Annotated in this window: 16 protein-coding genes and 1 pseudogene; 9 read left to right on the forward strand and 8 right to left on the reverse strand. The window is 73.4% G+C overall.

Translation table 11 applies throughout. From position 1 onward, the window contains the following. The first annotated feature begins 146 nt into the window (after positions 1 to 146). The 5 genes from FYW95_RS19420 to FYW95_RS19440 all read left to right on the forward strand — a co-directional run bounded on the left by FYW95_RS19420 (position 147) and on the right by FYW95_RS19440 (position 5,499). Positions 147 to 290, forward strand: a complete 144-nt coding sequence (locus FYW95_RS19420; RefSeq protein ID WP_159941812.1) for a hypothetical protein — start codon at positions 147 to 149, stop codon at positions 288 to 290. Between the two features lie 58 nt (positions 291 to 348). Beyond that, positions 349 to 951 carry a DUF1707 SHOCT-like domain-containing protein gene (locus FYW95_RS19425; protein WP_160050629.1) on the forward strand — a complete coding sequence of 201 codons (603 nt, stop codon included), beginning with the start codon at positions 349 to 351 and terminating at the stop codon, positions 949 to 951. A gap of 280 nt (positions 952 to 1,231) precedes the next feature. Next, positions 1,232 to 2,620, forward strand: a complete 1,389-nt coding sequence (locus FYW95_RS19430) for a class II fumarate hydratase (protein WP_159941810.1) — start codon at positions 1,232 to 1,234, stop codon at positions 2,618 to 2,620. 176 nt (positions 2,621 to 2,796) lie between these two features. Continuing rightward, entirely contained in the window at positions 2,797 to 4,701 is a 1,905-nt protein-coding gene (locus FYW95_RS19435; RefSeq protein ID WP_159941809.1) for a serine/threonine-protein kinase, read from the forward strand. A gap of 264 nt (positions 4,702 to 4,965) precedes the next feature. Then, positions 4,966 to 5,499: a DUF4097 family beta strand repeat-containing protein gene (locus tag FYW95_RS19440; RefSeq protein WP_201294942.1), complete on the forward strand. Its 534-nt coding sequence runs from the start codon at positions 4,966 to 4,968 to the stop codon at positions 5,497 to 5,499. A 222-nt stretch (positions 5,500 to 5,721) separates the two neighbouring features. Here FYW95_RS19440 and FYW95_RS19445 read toward each other — a convergent pair whose 3' ends face one another. Both FYW95_RS19445 and FYW95_RS19450 read right to left on the reverse strand, forming a co-directional pair. Further along, on the reverse strand, positions 5,722 to 6,387 hold the full coding sequence (locus tag FYW95_RS19445; protein ID WP_160050630.1) for an aggregation-promoting factor C-terminal-like domain-containing protein: 666 nt from the start codon (positions 6,385 to 6,387) through the stop codon (positions 5,722 to 5,724). Positions 6,388 to 6,431: 44 nt separating this feature from the next. Next, positions 6,432 to 7,115 (reverse strand): aggregation-promoting factor C-terminal-like domain-containing protein, encoded by a 684-nt coding sequence (locus FYW95_RS19450; RefSeq protein WP_159941807.1) that lies wholly within the window; start codon positions 7,113 to 7,115, stop codon positions 6,432 to 6,434. A gap of 435 nt (positions 7,116 to 7,550) precedes the next feature. Between FYW95_RS19450 and FYW95_RS19455 the strand changes: the two genes are divergently transcribed. After that, on the forward strand, positions 7,551 to 10,991 hold the full coding sequence (locus FYW95_RS19455; protein ID WP_160050631.1) for an SCO7613 C-terminal domain-containing membrane protein: 3,441 nt from the start codon (positions 7,551 to 7,553) through the stop codon (positions 10,989 to 10,991). A 61-nt stretch (positions 10,992 to 11,052) separates the two neighbouring features. Here the strand turns inward: FYW95_RS19455 and FYW95_RS19460 are convergent, their stop codons facing one another. From FYW95_RS19460 to FYW95_RS19470, 3 genes are all read right to left on the reverse strand, one after another. Beyond that, positions 11,053 to 12,402, reverse strand: coding sequence for a PhoH family protein (locus tag FYW95_RS19460; RefSeq protein WP_159941805.1), 1,350 nt, complete (start codon positions 12,400 to 12,402; stop codon positions 11,053 to 11,055). A gap of 267 nt (positions 12,403 to 12,669) precedes the next feature. Next, the gene (locus FYW95_RS19465) at positions 12,670 to 13,431 is read right to left on the reverse strand and encodes an isoprenyl transferase (RefSeq protein WP_159941804.1); all 762 of its coding nucleotides are present in this window, start codon (positions 13,429 to 13,431) and stop codon (positions 12,670 to 12,672) included. A 94-nt stretch (positions 13,432 to 13,525) separates the two neighbouring features. Then, entirely contained in the window at positions 13,526 to 14,137 is a 612-nt protein-coding gene (locus FYW95_RS19470; RefSeq protein ID WP_159941803.1) for an RNA polymerase sigma factor, read from the reverse strand. A 307-nt stretch (positions 14,138 to 14,444) separates the two neighbouring features. On the opposite strand from FYW95_RS19470, the gene FYW95_RS19475 reads away from it, so the two are divergent. From FYW95_RS19475 to FYW95_RS19485, 3 genes and pseudogenes are all read left to right on the forward strand, one after another. Beyond that, positions 14,445 to 15,812: a serine/threonine-protein kinase gene (locus FYW95_RS19475; protein ID WP_160050632.1), complete on the forward strand. Its 1,368-nt coding sequence runs from the start codon at positions 14,445 to 14,447 to the stop codon at positions 15,810 to 15,812. Positions 15,813 to 15,856: 44 nt separating this feature from the next. Then, positions 15,857 to 16,330 (forward strand): annotated as a pseudogene (locus FYW95_RS19480) (NAD(P)-binding domain-containing protein); the annotation flags it as partial. Between the two features lie 86 nt (positions 16,331 to 16,416). Beyond that, a complete protein-coding gene (locus FYW95_RS19485) occupies positions 16,417 to 16,803 on the forward strand; it encodes an imine reductase family protein (RefSeq protein WP_370463008.1) in 387 nt (128 codons plus the stop codon). On the opposite strand, the gene FYW95_RS19490 is transcribed toward FYW95_RS19485, so the two are convergent. The 3 genes from FYW95_RS19490 to mca all read right to left on the reverse strand — a co-directional run bounded on the left by FYW95_RS19490 (position 16,728) and on the right by mca (position 20,093). After that, complete coding sequence (locus FYW95_RS19490) at positions 16,728 to 18,761, reverse strand: thioredoxin domain-containing protein (RefSeq protein ID WP_160050634.1); 2,034 nt, start codon at positions 18,759 to 18,761, stop codon at positions 16,728 to 16,730. The two genes, FYW95_RS19485 and FYW95_RS19490, sit on opposite strands and share 76 nt — an antisense overlap. A 112-nt stretch (positions 18,762 to 18,873) precedes the next feature. Next, positions 18,874 to 19,209, reverse strand: coding sequence for a hypothetical protein (locus tag FYW95_RS19495; RefSeq protein ID WP_159941798.1), 336 nt, complete (start codon positions 19,207 to 19,209; stop codon positions 18,874 to 18,876). A gap of 5 nt (positions 19,210 to 19,214) precedes the next feature. Further along, a complete protein-coding gene (gene mca, locus FYW95_RS19500; protein WP_159941797.1) occupies positions 19,215 to 20,093 on the reverse strand; it encodes a mycothiol conjugate amidase Mca in 879 nt (292 codons plus the stop codon). Positions 20,094 to 20,134: the final 41 nt, after the last annotated feature.

A 20,134-nucleotide genomic window follows, 5' to 3' on the forward strand; every position in this document is an offset into this window, starting at 1 on the left:
CGGCGCGGCCGTCTCCGGGCTCCGGTTCCGGCCGGGCTCCCGGGGACGGATTCCGGCTCCCGCCCGGCCCGGGCGGGACACCCCGTAGGCGGGGAAGACCGAATGACCGTGTCCAGCCACCTGTCCACCCCCTCACCCTGCGCTCGGTGACCGTTCCCAACCGGGTGTGGATGCCTCCGATGTGCCAGTACAGCGCGCCCGCCGAGGGGCCGGAGGCCGGCGTGCCCGGCGACTGGCACCTGCAGCACTACGGCGCCCGCGCCGCGCGCTCCCTCGACCGCAGGCGCTGACGTGCGCGGAGGGGCCGCCTCGGGGACGCCCGCCCGCGCGACCTCCTATGGTGAAGACGTGAGTGAGCACGTACCCCCCGAACGGCTCCGCGCCTCCGACGCCGACCGCGAACGGGTCCTGAAGGCGCTGCGCGAGGCGGCCGCGGACGGCCGCCTGGATCTGGAGGAGTTCGAGGAGCGCTCGTCGCTCGTCTTCCGGGCCCGCACCCTGGGTGAGCTGCCGCCGGTCACCGCCGACCTGATGCCCGCCGAACAGCAGCCCCTCCAGCTGGCCCCGAAGCCGCTCTTCGGCGTGTTCGGCACGGTCGTGCGCCGGGGCCGCTGGGTGGCCTACCCCGACGAGCTGGCGGTGGCCCTCCTCGGACGGGTCGACGTGGACATGCGCGAGGCGCTCCTCCTGCACAACCACCACCGGATGCGGGTGAGCGCGGTCCTGGGCCGCGTGGAGATCGACGTTCCCGAGGGCGTCGAGGTGCGGCTGACCGGGTGGTCGTTCCTGGGCAGGCGCACCACCACCGCCCAGCGCTCGAACCTGTCCCACCCTCCGGTTCTGGAGATCGACGGGTTCTCCCTCCTCGGTGTGGTGCGCGTGCGCGCGCCCCGGCGCCGCCGCTTCCTGGGCTGGCGGCGCCGGGAGCGCAGGCGCGGCATCGGTGCCTGAGGGACCGGGGCGGCGCCCGGGACCCGAGGAACCGGGAAGCGGCGGTCCGGCCGGCCGACCGCGGGAACCGTCCGCGGCACCCGGGGCGGCGGGGAACATCCGGGAACATCGTTCCGGGGGGACCGGCGCACCCGGCCGCCACCTGCGAGGACCGCGCGGGAGGGGGCGGCGGTGTCAACATGACGCGCGCAACACCGTCAACCCCGGGGAAGGTGGTGGTGTGCTCCGGTGCGTCTGGCAGTCTGGGGCTCACAGGTTTTCCCAGGAGAGATGGGTTGCAATGAGCGAGTTCCGTATCGAGCACGACTCGATGGGCGAGGTCAGGGTCCCGGCCGAGGCCAAGTGGCGGGCCCAGACCCAGCGTGCCGTCGAGAACTTCCCGATCTCCGGCCAGGGCCTCGAAGGCGCCCACATCGCCGCCCTCGGCCAGATCAAGGCCGCCGCAGCCAAGGTCAACGCCGAACTCGGCGTGATCGGCGACGACCTCGGCAAGGCCATCCGCGAGGCCGCCCTGGAGGTGGCCGAGGGCAAGTGGAACGACCAGTTCCCGGTCGACGTCTTCCAGACCGGTTCGGGCACCTCCAGCAACATGAACACCAACGAGGTCGTGGCCTCGCTGGCCACCGAGCGCCTGGGCGCCCCGGTGCACCCCAACGACCACGTCAACGCGTCGCAGTCCTCCAACGACGTGTTCCCCTCCTCCATCCACATCGCCGCCACCTCGGCCGTGCAGAACGACCTCGTCCCGGCGCTGCGGCACCTGGAGCGGGAGCTGACCCGCAAGGCCGACGAGTTCGCCTCGGTGGTCAAGAGCGGCCGCACCCACCTGATGGACGCCACCCCCGTCACCCTGGGCCAGGAGTTCGCCGGGTACGCCGCGCAGGTGCGCTACGGCGTGGAGCGCCTGGAGGCCGTCCTGCCCCGCGTGGCCGAGCTGCCGCTGGGCGGCACCGCGGTGGGCACCGGGATCAACACCCCCGAGGGCTTCTCCGCCAAGGTCATCGCCGAGGTCGCCGCCAACACCGGCCTGCCCCTGACCGAGGCCCGCGACCACTTCGAGGCGCAGGGCGCCCGCGACGGCCTGGTCGAGCTCTCCGGCCAGCTGCGGACGATCGCGGTCGGCTTCGCCAAGATCGCCAACGACATCCGCTGGATGGGCTCCGGCCCGACCACGGGCCTGGGCGAGATCATGCTGCCCGACCTGCAGCCGGGCTCCTCGATCATGCCGGGCAAGGTCAACCCGGTCCTGTGCGAGGCCATGCTCCAGGTCTCCTCGCAGGTCGTCGGCAACGACGCCGCGGTGGCCTTCGGCGGCGCGAGCGGCAACTTCGAGCTGAACGTGCAGCTGCCGATGATCGCCCGCAACGTGCTGGAGTCGATCCGCCTGCTCGCCAACGTCTCCCGGGTGTTCGCCGACCGCTGCGTGGCCGGGATCGAGGCCAACACCGAGCAGTGCCGCGTCTACGCCGAGTCCTCCCCCTCGATCGTCACGCCGCTCAACCGCTACATCGGCTACGAGGAGGCCGCCAAGGTCGCCAAGCAGTCGCTGAAGGAGAAGAAGACCATCCGCGAGGTGGTCATCGAGCGCGGTTACGTCGCGGACGGCAAGCTCACCGAGGCGCAGCTGGACGAGGCCCTCGACGTCCTGAAGATGACCAACTCCCAGTAGCCGCCGGGCGCGACGCCCCGGCGCCGGCGGCCGACCGCACGCCGGGAGGGACCACGGGCACCCCGCCACGCGCGGGGTGCCCGCCTGTTGTGGCCTCCAGGAACCTTCCGCGCCCCGGAGGCGTCCGACATTCTTGAACAGAGCACCCCGAAAGCCCGCCTCCGAGAGGGCAGTACATGTCGAGTAACAGCGACCACGAGCGCATCGTCGCGGACCGCTACCTCCTGCGGCGCGAACTCGGGCGCGGTGGCATGGGGGTGGTCTGGGAGGCCTTCGACCCGTCCCTGGACCGGGTCGTGGCGATCAAGCAGGTGCTTCTCCCCGACCACTTCACCGACGCCGAGCGCCGGGACGCCCATGACCGGGTCAGGCGCGAGGCGCGGTCGGCCGCGCGGATCAGCCACCCCACCGTGGTCACCGTCCACGACGTCTTCGAGTACGAGGGCGACCCGTGGGTGGTCATGGAACTGATCGAGGGCGGATCCCTCCAGGAGCGGCTCAACGCACAGGGCGCCCTGCCGGTGGAGACGGTCGCCGGGATCGCGGAGTCCCTGCTCAGAGCGGTCCAGGCGGCGGAGGCGGCCGGGGTCCTGCACCGGGACATCAAGCCGGGGAACATCATGCTGTCGCTGGACGGCCGGGTGGTCCTCACCGACTTCGGCATCGCCACGATGGAGGGCGGGCCCAGCATCACCCGCACGGGCGCCCTGATCGGCTCCCCCGAGTACATGCCGCCGGAGCGGTTGCAGGGGGATCCCGCCGACCACCGGGGCGACCTGTGGAGTATCGGGGTGACCCTGTTCGCGGCGGTGGAGGGCCTCTCCCCGTTCCGCCGGGACAGCCTCACGGCGGCGATCGCGGCGGTGATCTCCGCGCCGCTGCCGCCGATGACGCGCGCCGGGTGGCTGGAGCCCGTGATCAGCGGACTCCTGGAGCGCGATCCGGACCGGCGGCTGAGCGCCGACCGGGCGCTGGCGCTGCTGCGCGAGCGCGGCGGCGCCCACGGGGGTGCCGCCTCCGGCGGGTACCCGGGATACGGCACCGGTCCGGCCAGCGTCCACCCCGGCACGCCGCCCCCGCCGCCGCAGGGACCCTCCCCCGTTCCCCCGGGACACAGCGGCCCCACCGGGCCGGTCGGGCCGACCGGTCCGGTGACCCCCTTCCCGCCCGGCCGGGGGCAGCACCCGACCCCGCCCCACCAGCACCGGACCCTCCCCTACCCGGGGCCCGGCGGCGGGGGCGGCCGGGGCTTTCCCGGCGGGCCGGGCGGGCCCGGTTCCTCCACGGCTCCGCTCCACTCGGGCGGCCACGGCGGCCGCCCGTCGGGCTCGGGCGCGTCGAAGGTGCTCCTGGGCGTGGGCGCCGGAGCGGTGGTGGCGCTGCTGATCGCCGTGGCCTCGATCGGGGCCGCCCTGCGCGAGGACGGGCGGGGCACGGACGAGACCGCGACGCTGGGCGTACCCCCCGAGAGCAGCGCTCCCCCGGTGGAGCCCTCCCCCTCCGCTGTCGGTGAGGAGGCCAACGCCGGGAACGGCTACGGCGGCCAGGCCGGACACGGGGACGAGGAGGACCGGGACGACGGGGAGCCGCCCTCCTACGACGACATGGAGACCTTCCGGTCGCAGTGGTTCACCCTGGACCACCCGGCGGGGTGGCGGGTGGACGACAGCCAGATCGACAGCACGCTGGCGGTCTTCATCGCGCCCGGGAGCGACCACCAGGTGTGGGTGACGGGGTGGACGGAGGAGGAGTTCACCGGGACGAGCGCGGAGTACCTGCGGGAGACCAAGGGCGGCACCGACCAGCCCGACGACGTCACGACCGGCTTCACCGAGCTGGACCTGGAGGAGTTCGACGAGGGCGAGTTCGGTGAGGGCTGGGACGTCGCGCTGATGGAGGCGGACTTCACCAACGACACCTGGAGCACCCCGGAGCGGCGCTTCTGGTCGTACGCGGTCAGCCTGGACCACGAGGGCACACGGGTGTTCTACCTGCTCAGCGTGAACGTTCCGCGCGAGGACGCCGACTACTACGACGACCTGCCCGAGGAGGTCATGGAGACGTTCACCCCGCACATCTGAGCCCGGTTCCCAACGGATCCGGACGGGGGCCGTTCCTCTCCGGGAACGGCCCCTTCTCGCGCGCCCCGATGCCCCGCTATAGCGTTCACCCTTGACCATTGCAACGAACCGACTGCCTTCATTGCGTTGACTTCACAACCATTGCAATGATTAGAAGGCTATAACCTGCATAAACAAGAATCCAATGCAACAAGTATGTTGCCACAACTTAGAAGGCAACATAGCGTTTCCTTTATAAGAAACAAAAGGGCGAAGGAGAGCGCGATGCAGAGGTTCGACACCCCCACTCCGATCTCGGCGGCCCTGGACGTCCCCGCCGGACGCGTCCAGCTCATCGCCGCCGACCGCACCGACACAGCCGTGGAGATCCGGCCCGCCGACCCCGCCAGGGGGCGCGACGCCAAGGCTGCCGAGCAGACCGCCGTCGCCTACGCCGACGGTGTGCTGCGGATCCAGGCCCCCGAGGCCGGGAACCAGCACCTGGGCCCCTCCGGAGCGGTGGAGGTCACCGTCCAGCTCCCGTCCGGTTCGAGCGTCCGGGGCACGGCCGCCGGCTGCGAACTGCGCGGCGTCGGGCGCCTCGGCGACGTCGTCTTCGACGGTGCCTACCGCCGGACCAAGATCGACGAGGCCGCCGGCCTCCGCCTCACCGCCGTGGACGGCGACGTCGAGGTCGGCCGCCTCACCGGCCCCGCCGAGATCACCACCGCGCGGGGCGACATCCGCGTCACCGAGGCCACCGCCGGCGCGCTGGTGTTGACCACCCGAACGGGCGACGTCACCGCCCGCGGCCTCTGAGCGGCACCCCGACCCGGAGGAGCGCTGGGACAGCGGCCGCACGGGGTCCGGAACGGGAAGAGCCCCCGCACTCCGACAGGTCGGTGGAGTGCGGGGGCCGTGCGGTGCGCGGGCGGGGGACGGGGGATGCCCGGACAACGGGCCGGGCGCCGGAGCGGGTTCGCGGTTCCTCGCCTCCGGGGCGGGCCGGGGTGCCCGCTCGTACCGGGCCGGTGGCCGGTGCTAGTACCAGCCGACCGACTGGGAGTGGGACCAGGCGTCACACGGGGTGCCGTAGCGGCCCTTGATGTAGTCGATGCCCCAGGCGATCTGCGTGGCCGGGTTGCTCTGCCAGTCAGAACCGTGCGAGGCCATCTTGCTGCCGGGCAGGGCCTGCGGAATCCCGTAGGCGCCCGAACTGGGGTTCTGCGCGGTGTGGTTCCAGTTGCTCTCCTTCTCCCACAGGGGCTCGAGGCAACCGTGGAACTGGTCGGCGCCCCACCCCTCGGCCAGCACCATCTGCAAGGCGATGCCCTTGGGGTCCCCGGAGAAGACGGGGGTTTCCTCCTCGACCCCCTCCTCTTCCTCTTCCTCTTCCTCCTCCTTGATGTCGCTCCCGTCAGCCTGGGCCGTCACGGTCCCGTTGGCGCGGGCGGCTTCACGCTCCTCAGCGGCCTGCGCGCGCAGGCTCTGGAGCTCTTCCTGGCTCAACTGCTCGGAGAAGAACTGGTCCTCCCCGGTCTCGGTGTCGGCCGCGGTTTCCTCGGTGTCCGGCAGGGCGGCGCTGGCCGCGGCCTCCGGGTCGACGCCTTCGTCCGCGAAGGCGGAGACGGCGAAGGTCGCACCCGCCGCGAGGGTCGCCGCACCGACCGCCGCCGTACTGCGCAGCGACATTCGGTTGAGTAGCACGGATTGCCTTTCCCAAAAGGGGGTCAATGGCAGGGAAAGCCCTATTAATACCAGTTATTGGCCTGGGAGTGGGACCAAGCGCCGCAGGGGTTGCCGTAGCGGCCCTTGATGTAGTCGATGCCCCAGGCGATCTGCGTGGCGGGGTTGGTCCGCCAGTCGGAGCCGTGCGAGGCCATCTTGTCGCCGGGGAGGGACTGCGGGATCCCGTAGGCGCCCGAACTGGGGTTCTGCGCGGTGTGGTTCCAGTTGCTCTCCTTCTCCCACAGGGGCTCGAGGCAGTCGTGGAACTGGTCGGCGCCCCACCCCTCGGCCAGGACCATGTCCAGGGCGATCTCCTTGGGAGAACCGGAGGGAACCGAGGCGGCAGCGGCGGCGGTGCCGGAGGTGTCGGGCTCCGGCTCGGGCTCCGGCTCGGCGGCCTCCTCACCCGTGGCGCTGGCGGAACGGAGGGCGTCCTCGGCCGCCGCGCCGGCCTGCTCGCGGCTGCTGTCGCGCCGGGCCTGCTGCTCCTGCTCGTCCTGGTCGGACCGCGCGGCGAAGAAGTCGTCGACCGCGGCCCCGCCCTCATCAGGGGCGGGCTGCTCGGGCACCACCGCCGCGGAGGCGAACTGGGAGGGGTCGACCGCGACGTTCTCGGCGAACGCGGCGACGGAGAACGTGCCCCCGGCAACGAGGGTCGCGGCTCCGACGGCGCCCGCATGGCGCAGCGAGATCAGGTGGATTGGCAAGGGAAATCGCCCTTTCGCGTAGACGCACACGTGCCCCCCATGGGCGTTCGTGTGTTGTGCTTCGCCGCTGCCGACCACGTGGCCCTGGTATCGGGGTGCGCGGTGGGACGGATCTACCGTTCGACCGACCGCGACTCGGGTCACATCACGTGGGAGGGGATGTTCTGTGCAGCGGCTTCAGCCTGCATCATCGTCACGACGAAGTAACGCCACTTTTACTATGGCTTGGATCACATCACGGAATGCGCCCACTTTGCGGACTTCTGACCTGCACTTATGCACGAAGAGTAAACAGGGTTTCAAGGTAAAACCAGGTAAGGCCCACGTCTCGACAGCTCGGAAGCCCCTCCGACGGCGAGACGCGCGTCACCGCGCGGGGCGCGTCTGAGTACCTGTACGGATGTACGGGGCCCGCGCGGGGGACAGGATGTGCGCATGGACACCCACGGCTCCCCACCACCCCCCGCCGGGCACCGGATCACCTGCCCGGACTGCCGCGCTCCGCTGCCCGACCAGCCCCGCGCGTGCGGACGGTGCGGGCTCCTGCTCGTCGGCGACGGCGCCCAGCGCCTGTGGTGGATCGACACGGAGCTCGCTCGGTTGCGCGAACGGGAGCAGCGGCTGGCCGGGGAACGCCGCGCCCTGGTGGAACGGCTGCGTGAGGAGTCGGCCCGGGCCGGTGCCAGTGCCCTCCCCGCCCCCTCCGCCGGGCTCGGGGCCCCCAGCGCCCCCGGATCCCCGGGCGGGCACGGGGCCGGGTTCGCCGCGGCCCCCGCTCCCGGCACCGTCCCCGGTCCCACTCCCGGGAGCGCGGTCGGCCTCGGGCGGCTCCCCCGGGCGGCCGGAGAGGTCACCCGCCGCTCCGCGCAGAACGTCATCCTCGGTCTGGGCGGGCTGCTCGTCGGCATCGCCGCCCTGGTCTTCGCCGTCTGGACCTGGAGCGACATGGGCACCGGCACCCGGGCCGGGGTCCTCGGGCTCACCACCGCGGCCTTCGCCGCCGCGGCCCCGGTCCTGTACCGGCGCGGGCTCCGGGCGACCGCCGAGACCTTCGCCTGCCTGGCCGCCGCGCTGCTGTGCATCGACGCCCTCGCCCTGTGGCTGCTGATGTCGGAGCGGTTCGGCAGCGGCCCCGGGTACACCGCGACGGTGCTCGCGGCGATCGGCGCGCTGCTGGCCCTGTACCCCCTGGCGGCGCCGCTCCGCTCGCCCCGGATCCTCACCGCCCTGCTGTGCCAGCCGGTGCCGGTGCTGGTGGTGGCCTCGCTCCCCTCCGACGGGGCCTGGGCCTGGATACTGCCCGCCCTCGCCGCGACCGCTCTCGCGGACCTGGCCGCCGCCCGGTGGCTCGACGCCTCCCGCCCGGGCCGCCCCGTGCGCACCCTGCGGGCCACGGGCACGGTGCTGTGGGTGTTCGCGCTGCTCCTGACGGCGGTCCTGCTCCTCGTGGTCTCCGAGACCTCCGATCCGGTGCGCTGGTGGGCCCTGGCCGCCACCCTGCTGCTGTCGGGCGCGACCGGCCTCCTGCTCGCCCGCCGCCCGCCGGACCGGGCCCCGTCCCCGGCCGCGCCCCCCGCGAACGCACCCGCCCCGGGTGCACCCGCCCCGAGTGCTCCCGGACAGCCCCTCCGCGACCCCCGCCCGGCGGTGTATACGGTCGTCGCGCTGCTGTCCCTGGGCGCGGCACCCCTGGCCGCCGGTCCCCCGCGTCTACCCGTGCTGCCCCGGGTCCCCCTGTCCGTGTGGACGGGCGCACCCGGGACCAAGACGGTGGCGGAGGCCCTGTACCTGTCCGAGGCGCCGTCGGCTCCCGTGCCCGGCCCGCTCTACCTGGCCGCCGTCCTGGTCGCGGCCGTCCTGGCCCTGGGCGCGGCGGCCCTCCTGCGCCGCGACGCCCTGGTCACCGCCGCGGCCCTGGTCGCGCCGCCGACGCTCCTGGCGGTTCCGCTGCTGCTGGGGGCGCCGGGCGCGGCGGCGGTGGCGTGGGCGCTGGCCGTAGGCACCGCCCTGGTCCTGGGCGCCTCGCTGACCGGGCGCCGGGCCCCGGCGCGGACCTGTGCGACCACCGGGACCCTGACCCTGGCGACCGGCCTGCTGTGGTCGCTCCCGAGCCAGAACGCGTCCCTGGCCGCGCTGGTGGCCGTGGGTGCGACGGCGCTCGCCGCCGTGCTGCTGTACCGGCGCGCCGCCGCTCCGTACGGCCCGGCGGTCACGCTGTACGCGACGGGCCTGGTCCTGGCCGCGCTGACCCTGCTCACCGGAGGGTTCTTCCTGCTGGGACTGGTGGTCTCCGAGACGGTCCCGGCCACGGCCTGGTGGCTGCTGACCGCCGCCTGCCTGCTGACCGGGGCCACCGCCCTGGCCTCCGGCCGCGCGGGCGCTCCGCCCGCCCTCCGCGACGCGGCCACCGGGTTCCCGTCCGCGCTGACCGCGGGGGGCCTGCTCCTGCTGCCGGCCGCACCCCTGCTGGCGGGCCGCGCGCAGAGTCCCGGGCTGCCCCTGCTGCCCCGGGACGGGGTCTGGTCCCAGCCCGCCTCGGTGCTGCTGGACCCGGCCCTCCCGGCCCTGGGGCTGTCCGCCGGGCCGGGCGGCGGCGCGGCGGCCGCCACGGCGGCGGGGGTGCTCCTGGCCGGTGCCGTGGCGGTGACGCTGGCGGCCCGGCTCGACGGGCGCCGGACCGGGGTCGCCGCGGCGCTCGCCGCCGCGCCCGCGCTGGTCCCGCTTCCGCTGGTCCTCGGGCTGCCGTTCGCCGTCGCGCTGGCGTGGCTGGGAGCCGTCGGCGCGGCGCTGGCCGTGTGGTCCGCGCGGTCCCCGGGCCGGTCGGCCCGCCCCCGGGAGTCCTGGGCGGGTCCCGGCGAGGACCGGACCGGGCTCCGGCGGTGGTCGGCCCCGCCCGGGGACCCGCGGACCGGCTGGACCGCGGGCATCGCCGGACTCCTCACCCTGCTGCTCGGTGTGGTGTGGACCCTGCCCCAGGAGTACGCCAACGTCGGCGCGCTGATGACGGTCGCCGTGGTCGCGGCGGCGGCCGCCGCGCTGGCCCGGAGCACCGCCGTCGCGGTCGGCGCCACGGCCGCGGCCGTGGCCGCCACCGGCGCCTTCGCACTGGCACTGCCGCTCGTCCTGACGGTGCCCGCGGAGTACGCGGCCCTGGCCCCGATCGCCATGGTCGCCGCGGTGGCCGTGGCGGCGCCGAGGCTGCGCGGACCCCTGGTGCCCGCGGTGGAGGTCCCGGCGGGCCTGTGGGCGGTGGCCTCCCTGGTGGTCAGCGTGTCGGCGGGGGCCCGGGCGCAGGTGGTCGCGGTGGCCCTGGCGGTGGTCGGGGTGATCGCCCTGGCGACCGCGGTCCGTCCGGGTCGGCGCTGGGCGGCCCCGGTGGGCGGGCTGCTGATGTTCGCCGCGCTGTGGACGGTGCTCGCCGCGTGGAGCGTGGCGGTACCCGAGGCGTACACGGTGCCGCCCGCGCTCGCCGCGCTGGTCATCGGCTGGGAGTGGAGCCGCAGGGCGGTGCGGGCGCCGTCGAGCTGGTCCGCCTACGGCGGCGCGCTGGCCCTGCTGTTCCTGCCCACGGTGGCGCTGGTGCTCTCCGGCGAGGACCTGGTGTGGCGGGTTCCCGCCGTGCTGGTGCTGGGGCTGGCCGCGGCCGTGTGGGGTCTGGCCCGGCGGCTCCAGGCGGTGCTGGTGACGGGCGGGCTGGTGCTGGTGGCGACCTCGCTGCGGGCCTTCGGTCCGCCGCTGTGGGACCTGACCCGGCTGGTGCCGAACTGGGTGCCGTTCGCCGCGGCGGGGGTGCTGCTGCTGGCGGTCGGCGCCCGCTACGAGGCGAACCTGGAACGGCTGCGGCGCCTGGGCCGCCTGCTCTCCGGGATGCGCTGAACACCGGGACCGCACCGCGGCGGCCCCGCCCCCGTGGGGTGGGACCGCCGCGGCTCCCGGGTCAGTTCTCCAGCATCTCGGTGACCAGGGCGGCGATCGGCGATCGCTCGGACCGGGTCAGGGTGACGTGCGCGAACAGGGGGTGCCCCTTGAGCTTCTCGATCACCGCGACCACGCCGTCGTGGCGGCCCACGCGCAGGTTGTCGCGCTGGGCGATGTCGTGGGTGAGCACCACCCGCGAGTTCTCGCCCAGACGGGAGAGCACCGTGAGCAGCACGTTGCGCTCCAGGGACTGCGCCTCGTCTACGATCACGAACGCGTCGTGCAGCGAGCGGCCGCGGATGTGCGTGAGCGGCAGGACCTCCAGCATCCCCCGGTCCACGATCTCCTCGATGACGTCCTCGCTGGTCACCGCGGACAGGGTGTCGTGCACCGCCTGGCCCCAGGGGGTCATCTTGTCGTTCTCGGTCCCGGGCAGGTAGCCCAGCTCCTGGCCGCCGACCGCGTACAGCGGGCGGAACACCATCACCTTGCGGTGCTGGCGCCGCTCCAGCACGGCCTCCAGTCCGGCGCACAGCGCCAGGGCCGACTTGCCGGTGCCCGCGCGCCCGCCCAGCGACACGATGCCCAACTCGGGGTCGGTGAGCAGGTCCAGGGCTATGCGCTGCTCGGCGCTGCGCCCGTGCAGGCCGAACACGTCCCGGTCGCCGCGCACCAGGCGCACCGACTTGTCCGGCTGGACCCGGCCCAGGGCCTTGCCGCGCTCGGACACCAGGACCAGTCCCGTGTGGCAGGGGAGTTCGCGGGCCTCCTCGATGTCGCAGCTGCCGCCCTCGAAGAGCTCTCCGATCTGGTGGGCGGGCACGTCCAGCTCGGCCATGCCCGTCCAGCCGTGCTCGATGGCCAGCTCGGCGCGGTACTCGTCCGCGGCCAGGCCGATCGAGGAGGCCTTGATCCGCATCGGGAGGTCCTTGCTCACCAGCACGACGTCCCCGCCCTCCTCCTGGAGGTTGCGGGCCACCGTGAGGATCCGGGTGTCGTTGTCGCCGAGCCGGAAGCCCGCCGGCAGGATCTGCGGATCGCTGTGGTTGAGCTCCACACGCAGCGTGCCGCCCTGGTCGTTGACCGGCACGGGAACGTCCAGGCGGCCGTGGGAGACCCTCAGGTCGTCCAGGCGGCGCAGCGCGTTGCGGGCGAAGTAACCGAGCTCCGGATGGTGGCGCTTGCTCTCCAGCTCGGTGATCACCACCACGGGGATGACGACCTCGTGCTCGGCGAACCGGCTCATGGCCATCGGGTCGGCGAGCAGGACACTGGTGTCGAGCACGTAGACGCGCCCGCCCTCCGCCAACTCCGCGTGGGGGTCGGCGTGGGACTGGGTGTCACGGCGATCGGTCGAGGAACTAGCCACTCGTTCTCCCCTTGGGCACCGCTGGGGCGCCCTACTGTCACGGGATCATGGAGGACCGGGACCTGGCCCCCGAGGGCCGGGTCCGGCCCTCCTCGTTGACGTTCCGCGATGGCGGAGGAGATCAATGAGCCGGGGCCTCCCGAACGGGTGGACGAACGCCACCCGCTAGGTCCGACGCTACGCGTCCGTGCTCCCGTTTCCAAGGGACCTCTCCCTCCGCGCGGTGAACTCCGCGTGAAGGGAGGCGACCCGAGGGAGGTGCGGGGGTCAGGACCCGTAACGGCGGTTACGCGCGCCGTAGGAGCGCAGTGCGCGCAGGAAGTCCACCCTGCGGAAGGCAGGCCAGTAGACCTCGCAGAAGTAGAACTCCGAGTGCACGCTCTGCCACAGCATGAAACCCGACAGACGCTGCTCTCCCGACGTGCGGATGAGCAGGTCGGGGTCGGGCTGGCCGCGCGTGTAGAGATGCCGTGCGATGTCCTCGATGTCCAGGCGCTCGGCCAGCTCCTGGATACCGGTGCCCTTCGCCGCCTCCTCGTGGAGGAGGGACCGCACCGCATCAGCGATCTCACGTCTACCTCCATACCCGACGGCGACGTTGACAACCAGGCCCGGGTTGCCGGATGTGGCCGCCTCCGCCTCCTTGAGCGCCTGGGCGGTGGACGCGGGCAGGACGTCGAGCGCTCCGACGGGGCGGGTGTTCCATCCCTCCTCGCGCAGCCGGGCGATGGTCTGCTCGATGATGCGGACCAGGGGGCCCAGCTCGGACTCGTCCCGGGTGAGGTTGTCGGTGGACAGCATCCAGAGGGTGACCACCTGGACGCCGACCTCGTCGCACCAGCGCAGCAGCTCGAAGATCTTGTTCGCGCCCGCCTGGTGGCCGTGTTCGGCCCCCTGCAGGCCGCTGCTCCTGGCCCAGCGCCGGTTGCCGTCCATGGCCACACCGACGTGGCGGGGGATCTCCTGGCTGGTCAGCCTGCGCTCCAGGCGCCGCTCGTACAGCCAATACAGGGGGTCACGAAGCCCCATTGGCGAAACCTCTCAGAGCTGGAACGGAAGGACAGCACACCACGGAAGGGATGTGCCGACGGGGATGCCTCCAGCGTAGTTCGCCCGCGGGGGGCTACGTCACGGCCAGGGACTTGCGGACGTGCTTGCGCCCCTGGTGGATACGGGACTTGACGGTGCCCAGGGCCAGGTTCAGCTCGGCGGCGATCTCGTTGTAGTCCATCTGGCACAGGTCGCGCAGGACCAGGGGGGCCACGAGGTTGGGCCGGTCCTTCTCCAACTGGTCGAGGGCCTCCAGCAGGTCGATGCGGGAACCGGCGATGACGCTGGTGGTGCGGGGGTCGCGCTGGTGCGGCATCCGCTCGGCCTCGGTGGGGAACTCGGCCGAGCGCCGCTTCATCGAGCGGTAGGTCTGCCGGGCGGAGTTGGACACCACGGTGTAGAGCCAGGTGGTGAACAGGGAGTCGCCCTTGAAGCTGTCGATCTTGCGGGCCACGCGCAGCAGCGCGTCCTGGCAGGCCTCCTCGGCGTCCTGCCGGTAGGGCAGGAAGCGCGCACAGCGGCGCAGCACCTCGGGCTGGATCCGGCGGAGCAGGTCGTCCAGGGCGACGGCGTCGCCCGCCTTGGCCCGGCGCGCGAGTTCCTCCAGCTCCTCGTCGACGTTGCTGGCCACCCGGCGCCGGGGGGCGGGGGTCTCCTCGTGGTCTGCGTGGTCACTAGTACGCATGGCTGGTCTCTCCCTGACTGACGGCAGGCATCCGGCCGTCCGCTGCGGACGCGTGCGCGCCCGTATTCGAGGGTCACACGTGCTCGGGACGCCTACGGTCCGGGCTCCGCCGTCGGTGACGGCCCGCGTGCACCCGCGGCCGCCGCCTCTCGGCGCGCAACCCTTCGGATCCCTCCAGTTTCCCTGGATTCGGGGTCCCCGCGCCACCCGGAGAGGGGATCATATCGGCGGGAGGCAACGTGGGGGTACAGATGGTGTATTAGTGGGCAACGACCGCGTATCCACCCCCGACAGACCCGAGGCGGACATGAGCCAACCGGAGGCCTTCGGACGTTACCGCGTCATCCGGCGCCTGGGGTCCGGTTCCTTCGCCACGGTCTGGCTGGCTCAGGACGACCTGCTGAACTATCCGGTGGCCATCAAGGTACTCGCCGAGAACTGGGCGCACCAGATGGACATCCAGCACCGCTTCCTGGAGGAGGCGCGCATCCTGCGCCAGACCGACTCCACGTGGCTGGTGGCGGTGCACGACGTGGACGTGCTGCCCGACGGGCGGCCGTACATGGTGATGACCTACGCCGACCAGGGCAGTGTGGCCGACCTCATCCGCCGGGGCCAGCTGCCCCTGGACGAGGCGCTGCGGCTGCTGACCGAGATCGGCCAGGGCATCACGGTGCTGCACAACCACGGCACGATCCACCGCGACATCAAGCCGTCGAACGTGCTGTTGCAGTCGTCACCGGTGGGTCAGCGGGTACTGGTGGCGGATCTGGGGTTCGCCAAGTCCATCGACGAGGCCTCGGGGTTCACCGCGGCCGCCGGAACGCCGGGGTACATGTCGCCGGAGCAGAGCATTCCCGGCGGTGACCTGGACGTGCGCTCCGACGTGTACTCGCTGGGCGCGGTCGCCTACGAGCTCATCACCGGCCGGCCGCCGTCGCGCCCGCCGGTGCGGGTTCCCCCTGGCCGGATCCGGCCAGGGCTGCCCCCGGCGCTCGACGAGCTCATTCTCTCCGCACTTTCGGTCGACCGGGAAAGCCGTCCAGCGGACGCCAAAACCTTCACCGACCGGGTCAGGGCCATCCGTATGGCGCCCGACCTGCCCAAGGCGGTGCCGTGGTGGCAGCGGTACCGGATGCCCTGGCAGCGGACGGCGGCGCTTCTGGTGTCCCTGGGGTTGGTGGTGGTGAGCGCCACGGCCTCCGCTGGAGACCCGGGGGTGTCCCTCACCCCGGTGCGCTACGCCACCCAGCGGCTCCGGGTGGAGGTCCCCGCGACGTGGGCGCGCGAGTTCGCCACCGGCCGGGAGGTGCTTCCGGCCGCGGCCGACCACGCCTCGCGGCCCGGGGTGCTGGCGGCCACGCACGCCGACGCCTGGCACTCCGCCGACGCGCACTCCTACGGGGTGTACGCGACGGTCGTGCCCGAGGGCGGCGCGCCGTCCGGTGTCGCCGACACCGAACCCTGCGGCACAGCCCCGAACGAGCGGAGCCTGGACGCCGGGGGCTGGGAGGGCACGGTGTGGGAGTGGCCGGACTGCAACGGCAACGGCGCGCTGAGCGGCGCCGCCGTGCGCCGCGCGGACGCACCGGAGACCGTGTACCTGGAGATACGCCAGCCTCAGTACCGTCCCGACCTGGTGAACGAGATCATCGGAGGCGTGCGCCTGGACTGAGCACCCCTTGACCTCAACATCGGTCGATGTTCAAGGATCTCCGCATGACGAACACCAGGAACACGACGGAGCGGGTGGCGGTGATCGGCACGGGTTCGCTCGGCGGTGTCGTGGCCCGGCGCCTCCTCTCCGACGGACACGACGTGACGGTGTGGAACAGGACCCGGGGCCGCGCGGAGGCCCTCGCGGACGCGGGGGCGCGCACGGCGGGATCAGCCGCGGAGGCCCTCTCCTCCGCCGCCCTGGTACCGCTCACCCTCACCGACCACGCGGCGGCGCGGCAGGTGCCCTCCGAGGCGGACGCGGACCTGTCCGGGCGCACGGTCGCGGTGCTGGGCACCGGAACCCCGGACGGGGCGCGCCGGACCGCGGAGCGGGTCGAGGCCGCGGGAGCGCGGTACCTCAACGCGGGCGTCCAGGCCGCCCCCGAGACGATCGGCACCGAGGCGGCGAACCTCCTCTACAGCGGCTCGCGGTCCGCGTTCGAGCGGCACCGGGAGACCCTCGGCGCACTGGGCCGCTCCCGGTTCGTCGGGGAGGCCCCGAGGCGGCCGCGGTCTGGGACCTCGCCCTCTTCGGCGTCTGGTACGACGCCCAGCTCGGCCTGCTGCGCGCCCTGGACACGGTGCGGTCGGCCGGGGTGGGCGTCGCCGAGTTCTCCCGCACGGCGGCCGACCAGCTCGGCCACGTGGTCGCCGGGGTTCCCGCCACCGTCACCGAGCTGCTGAGCGGCGACCACCCCGCCGGTCCCGCCGACCTCACCGAACACCTCCCGGTCGTGCGCCACATCATCGACCTCCGGGCCGGCCGGCGCCTGGGAGACGGGGGCCTCCCGGCGGTGGCGGCCAGGATCGAGGAGCTCGTCGCCGAGGGCCGCGGGAGCGAGGGGCTGACCGCGGCGGCCCCGCCCGGCCCTCAGCCCAGCAGCTGCTCCCGCAGGTCCTCGGCCGAGGTGACCGGCAGCTTGCACACGAAGCCCTCGCACACGTAGGCGGTGGGCCGCCCCTCCACCGGCACCCGGTCGCGCAGCAGCGGGACCCCGCCGTCCTTTCGTCCGTCCCCCCGCGACAGCACGGTGCCCAGCGGGGCCCAGGTCAGCGCGGTGCGCACCAGCTCGCCCGTACGGGGGTCACCGGGATCGCCCACCACGGCGACGGCGCGCGGACCGGTCAGGAGCGCCTCGGCGGTGGCCAGCCCCCACCCGGCGAACCGGGCGGCCTTCTCGGCCAGCACCGCCACCGGGGACAGGGCCCCCTCGGCGGCGGCGCGGTGGCGCTCGGAACCGGTCAGCGCGGCGTAGGACAGCAGCGCGGACGCCGCCGCCGACCGGCCGGACGGCGTGACGTTGTCGGTGGGGTCCTGCGGGCGGTTGAACAACCGCTCGGCGTCGTCGGCGGTGTCGTAGAACCCCCCGGAGCCGTCGCCGAAGTGCTCCAGGACGGTGTCCAGCAGGCGTCCGGCCTCGTGCGCGTACCGGGCCCGGCCCGTCACGCCGTGCAGGACCAGCAGTCCCTCGGCGACGTCGGCGTAGTCCTCCAGGACCCCGGCGCTGGTTCCCGGCCGGCCGTCCCGGGAGGTGCGCACCAGGCGCCCCTCGCGCAGGTGCACGTCCAGCAGCAGCTCGGCGGCCCCGCACGCGGCCTCCACCAGTTCGGGCCGCTCCAGCAGCACCCCGGCCTCGGCCAGCCCGGCGATCGCCAGACCGTTCCAGGCGGCCACCACCTTGTCGTCGCGCGCGGGGGGGACGCGCTCGCCGCGCGCGGCCAGCAGGGCCCGGCGGACCCGCTCGAAGCGCCAGGTGTCCGCGGGCGGCGCGGGCAGCTGGAGCACGGACGCGCCGCGCTCGAAGGTGCCCTCCTCGGTCACGCGGAAGGTCTCGGCGGCGAAGGCGGCGTCCTCCTCGCCCAGGACCTCGCGCAGCTGCCCGGGCGTCCACACGTAGTAGGTGCCCTCCTCGCCCTCGCTGTCGGCGTCCAGCGCGGAGGCGAAGCCGCCCTCGGGCGTGCGCAGGTCGCGCAGCATCCAGTCGGCCGTCTCCCCGGCCACCCGGAGCAGCAGGGTCCGGGTGCGGGCGTCGACGCCGCCCGGCTCGACGGGGCGGCGACCCATGCGCACGTAGGCGCGCAGGAGCTGGGCGTTGTCGTAGAGCATCTTCTCGAAGTGCGGCACGACCCACTCGCGGTCCACCGAGTAACGGGCGAAGCCGCCGCCGAGCTGGTCGTACATACCGCCCTGGGCCATCGCCTGGGCGGTTCCGACGGCCATGAGCCAGGCGGGCGTGGACTCGTCGGCGCTCTGGAGGGGGCGGGTGCGCTCGTCCTGCGCGGTGAGGAAGGACAGCAGCATCGACGGCGGGAACTTCGGCGCGGTGCCGAAGCCGCCGTGCGCGCTGTCGTAGTCGCGCACCAGCGCGCGCACGGCCAGGTCGAGCTGGGCGGCGGAGGGCGGGGACGCGGCGGCCAGCGTGCGCGGACCGCTGAGCGCCTCCACCACCCGCCTGCCCTGGTCGAGCAGCTCCGCGCGCTGGTCCCGCCAGGCGGTCGCCACGCCCTCCAGCAGGCGCTGGAAGTGGTCGCGCGGGAAGTAGGTCCCGCAGTAGAAGGGGGCGCCGTCGGGGGTGGCGAACACGGTCATGGGCCACCCGCCCTGGCCGGTCATGGCCTGGGTGGCCTCCATGTAGACGGCGTCGACGTCGGGGCGTTCCTCCCGGTCCACCTTGACGTTGACGTACAGGGAGTTCATGCGGGCCGCGGTCGCCTCGTCCTCGAAGGACTCGTGGGCCATGACGTGGCACCAGTGGCAGGCGGCGTAGCCGACGGAGATGAGCACGGGCACGTCGCGGCGGCGAGCCTCGGCGAAGGCCTCCTCACCCCACGGCCACCACTCCACGGGGTTGTCGGCGTGCTGCAGCAGGTACGGACTGGTCGCGTCGCTCAGGCGGTTGGACATGCCCCCACTGTGCCACCCGGGGCCGGGTCGCGCCCGGTACCGCTCGCGGGGAGGTCCGGGCGTGCCGGGGAAGGGACCGCTCCCCCGCTGGTTCAGGGCGGGGGAGGGTACTTCAGGTCCGCGTCGCGGAGTCACCGGTGCCGGGCTCGGAGCCCTCGGCGGGTACGGCGGCGGGGCTGGCGTCCTCGGCGTGCCCGGTGTCGTCGCCCCCGGCCCCCTCGGTGCCGGGCTCCTCGGCCCGCTCCCCGCCGGCCGCCTCGACCCGGGCGGCGAACTCCTCGTCCTTGGGCAGCGCGCGGAGCCTGCGCGTGAGGTTGCGCATGAGGAAGTAGAGTCCGACGCCGATCGCGAAGACGACCAGGAAGCCCAGGACGCCCGGGGTGACCGAGTTGCTGTCCAGCTCGAAGTCACTCGCCAGCACCGTCGCGGGCGTGAGAAGGGTGTTCATACCCCTCATACTCTCACTGCTTCTCGGACACCGTCGAAGAGGTCCTTCTCCGGGACCTCGGTGTCCACCAGCGAGCGCACCAGGTGGTAGTCCTCGGTCGGCCAGGCCTCCGCGACGATCTCGTTGGGCACGGCGAACCAGAAGCCGTTGGGGTCGACCTGGGTGGCGTGCGCCTTGAGGGCCTCGTCGGCGACGTCGAAGTACTCGCTGCAGTGCACGCTCGTGGTGATCTCCCAGCGGGGGCGGTCGCGGTCGTTGATCCGCTTCATCCACTCCTCGAAGGGGTTGGCCATGCCGCGCGCGGCGAGCACGTCCGCCAGGGCCTCGAACCGCTCGGGCGGGAAGGACACGAAGTAGTACAGCTTCAGGGGCTGCCAGGGGTCGCCCGCCTCCGGGTAGGCGTCGGGGTCGCCCGCGGCGTCGAAGGCGTGCATCGACACCTTGTGCGTCATGATGTGGTCGGGGTGCGGGTAGCCGCCGTTCTCGTCGTAGGTGAGGACGACGTGCGGGCGGAAGCGGCGCATGGACGCCACCAGGGGGGCGGCGCCCTCCTCCACCGGCAGCGTCGCGAAACTGCCCTCGGGCAGCGGCGGCAGCGGGTCGCCCTCGGGAAGGCCGGAGTCGACGAAACCGGCGAACTCCTGCTGGATGCCCAGGATCTCCCTGGCCCGCGCCATCTCCTCGCGGCGGACCCGGGCGATGTTCTCGCGGATGTCGGGACGCTCCATGGCGGGGTTGAGGATGTCACCGCGTTCGCCACCGGTCATGGTGACGACCAGCACGTCGACGCCCTCGTCCACGTAGCGCGCCATGGTGGCCGCGCCCTTGCTGGACTCGTCATCGGGGTGGGCATGAACGGCCATAAGCCGCAGGCGCTCGGACAACGAAGAGTTCTCCTTGACTAGGTGGCGGGCGCGGGGGCGCG

The organism is Nocardiopsis sp. FR4 (assembly GCF_009830945.1).
Classification (GTDB): domain Bacteria; phylum Actinomycetota; class Actinomycetes; order Streptosporangiales; family Streptosporangiaceae; genus Nocardiopsis.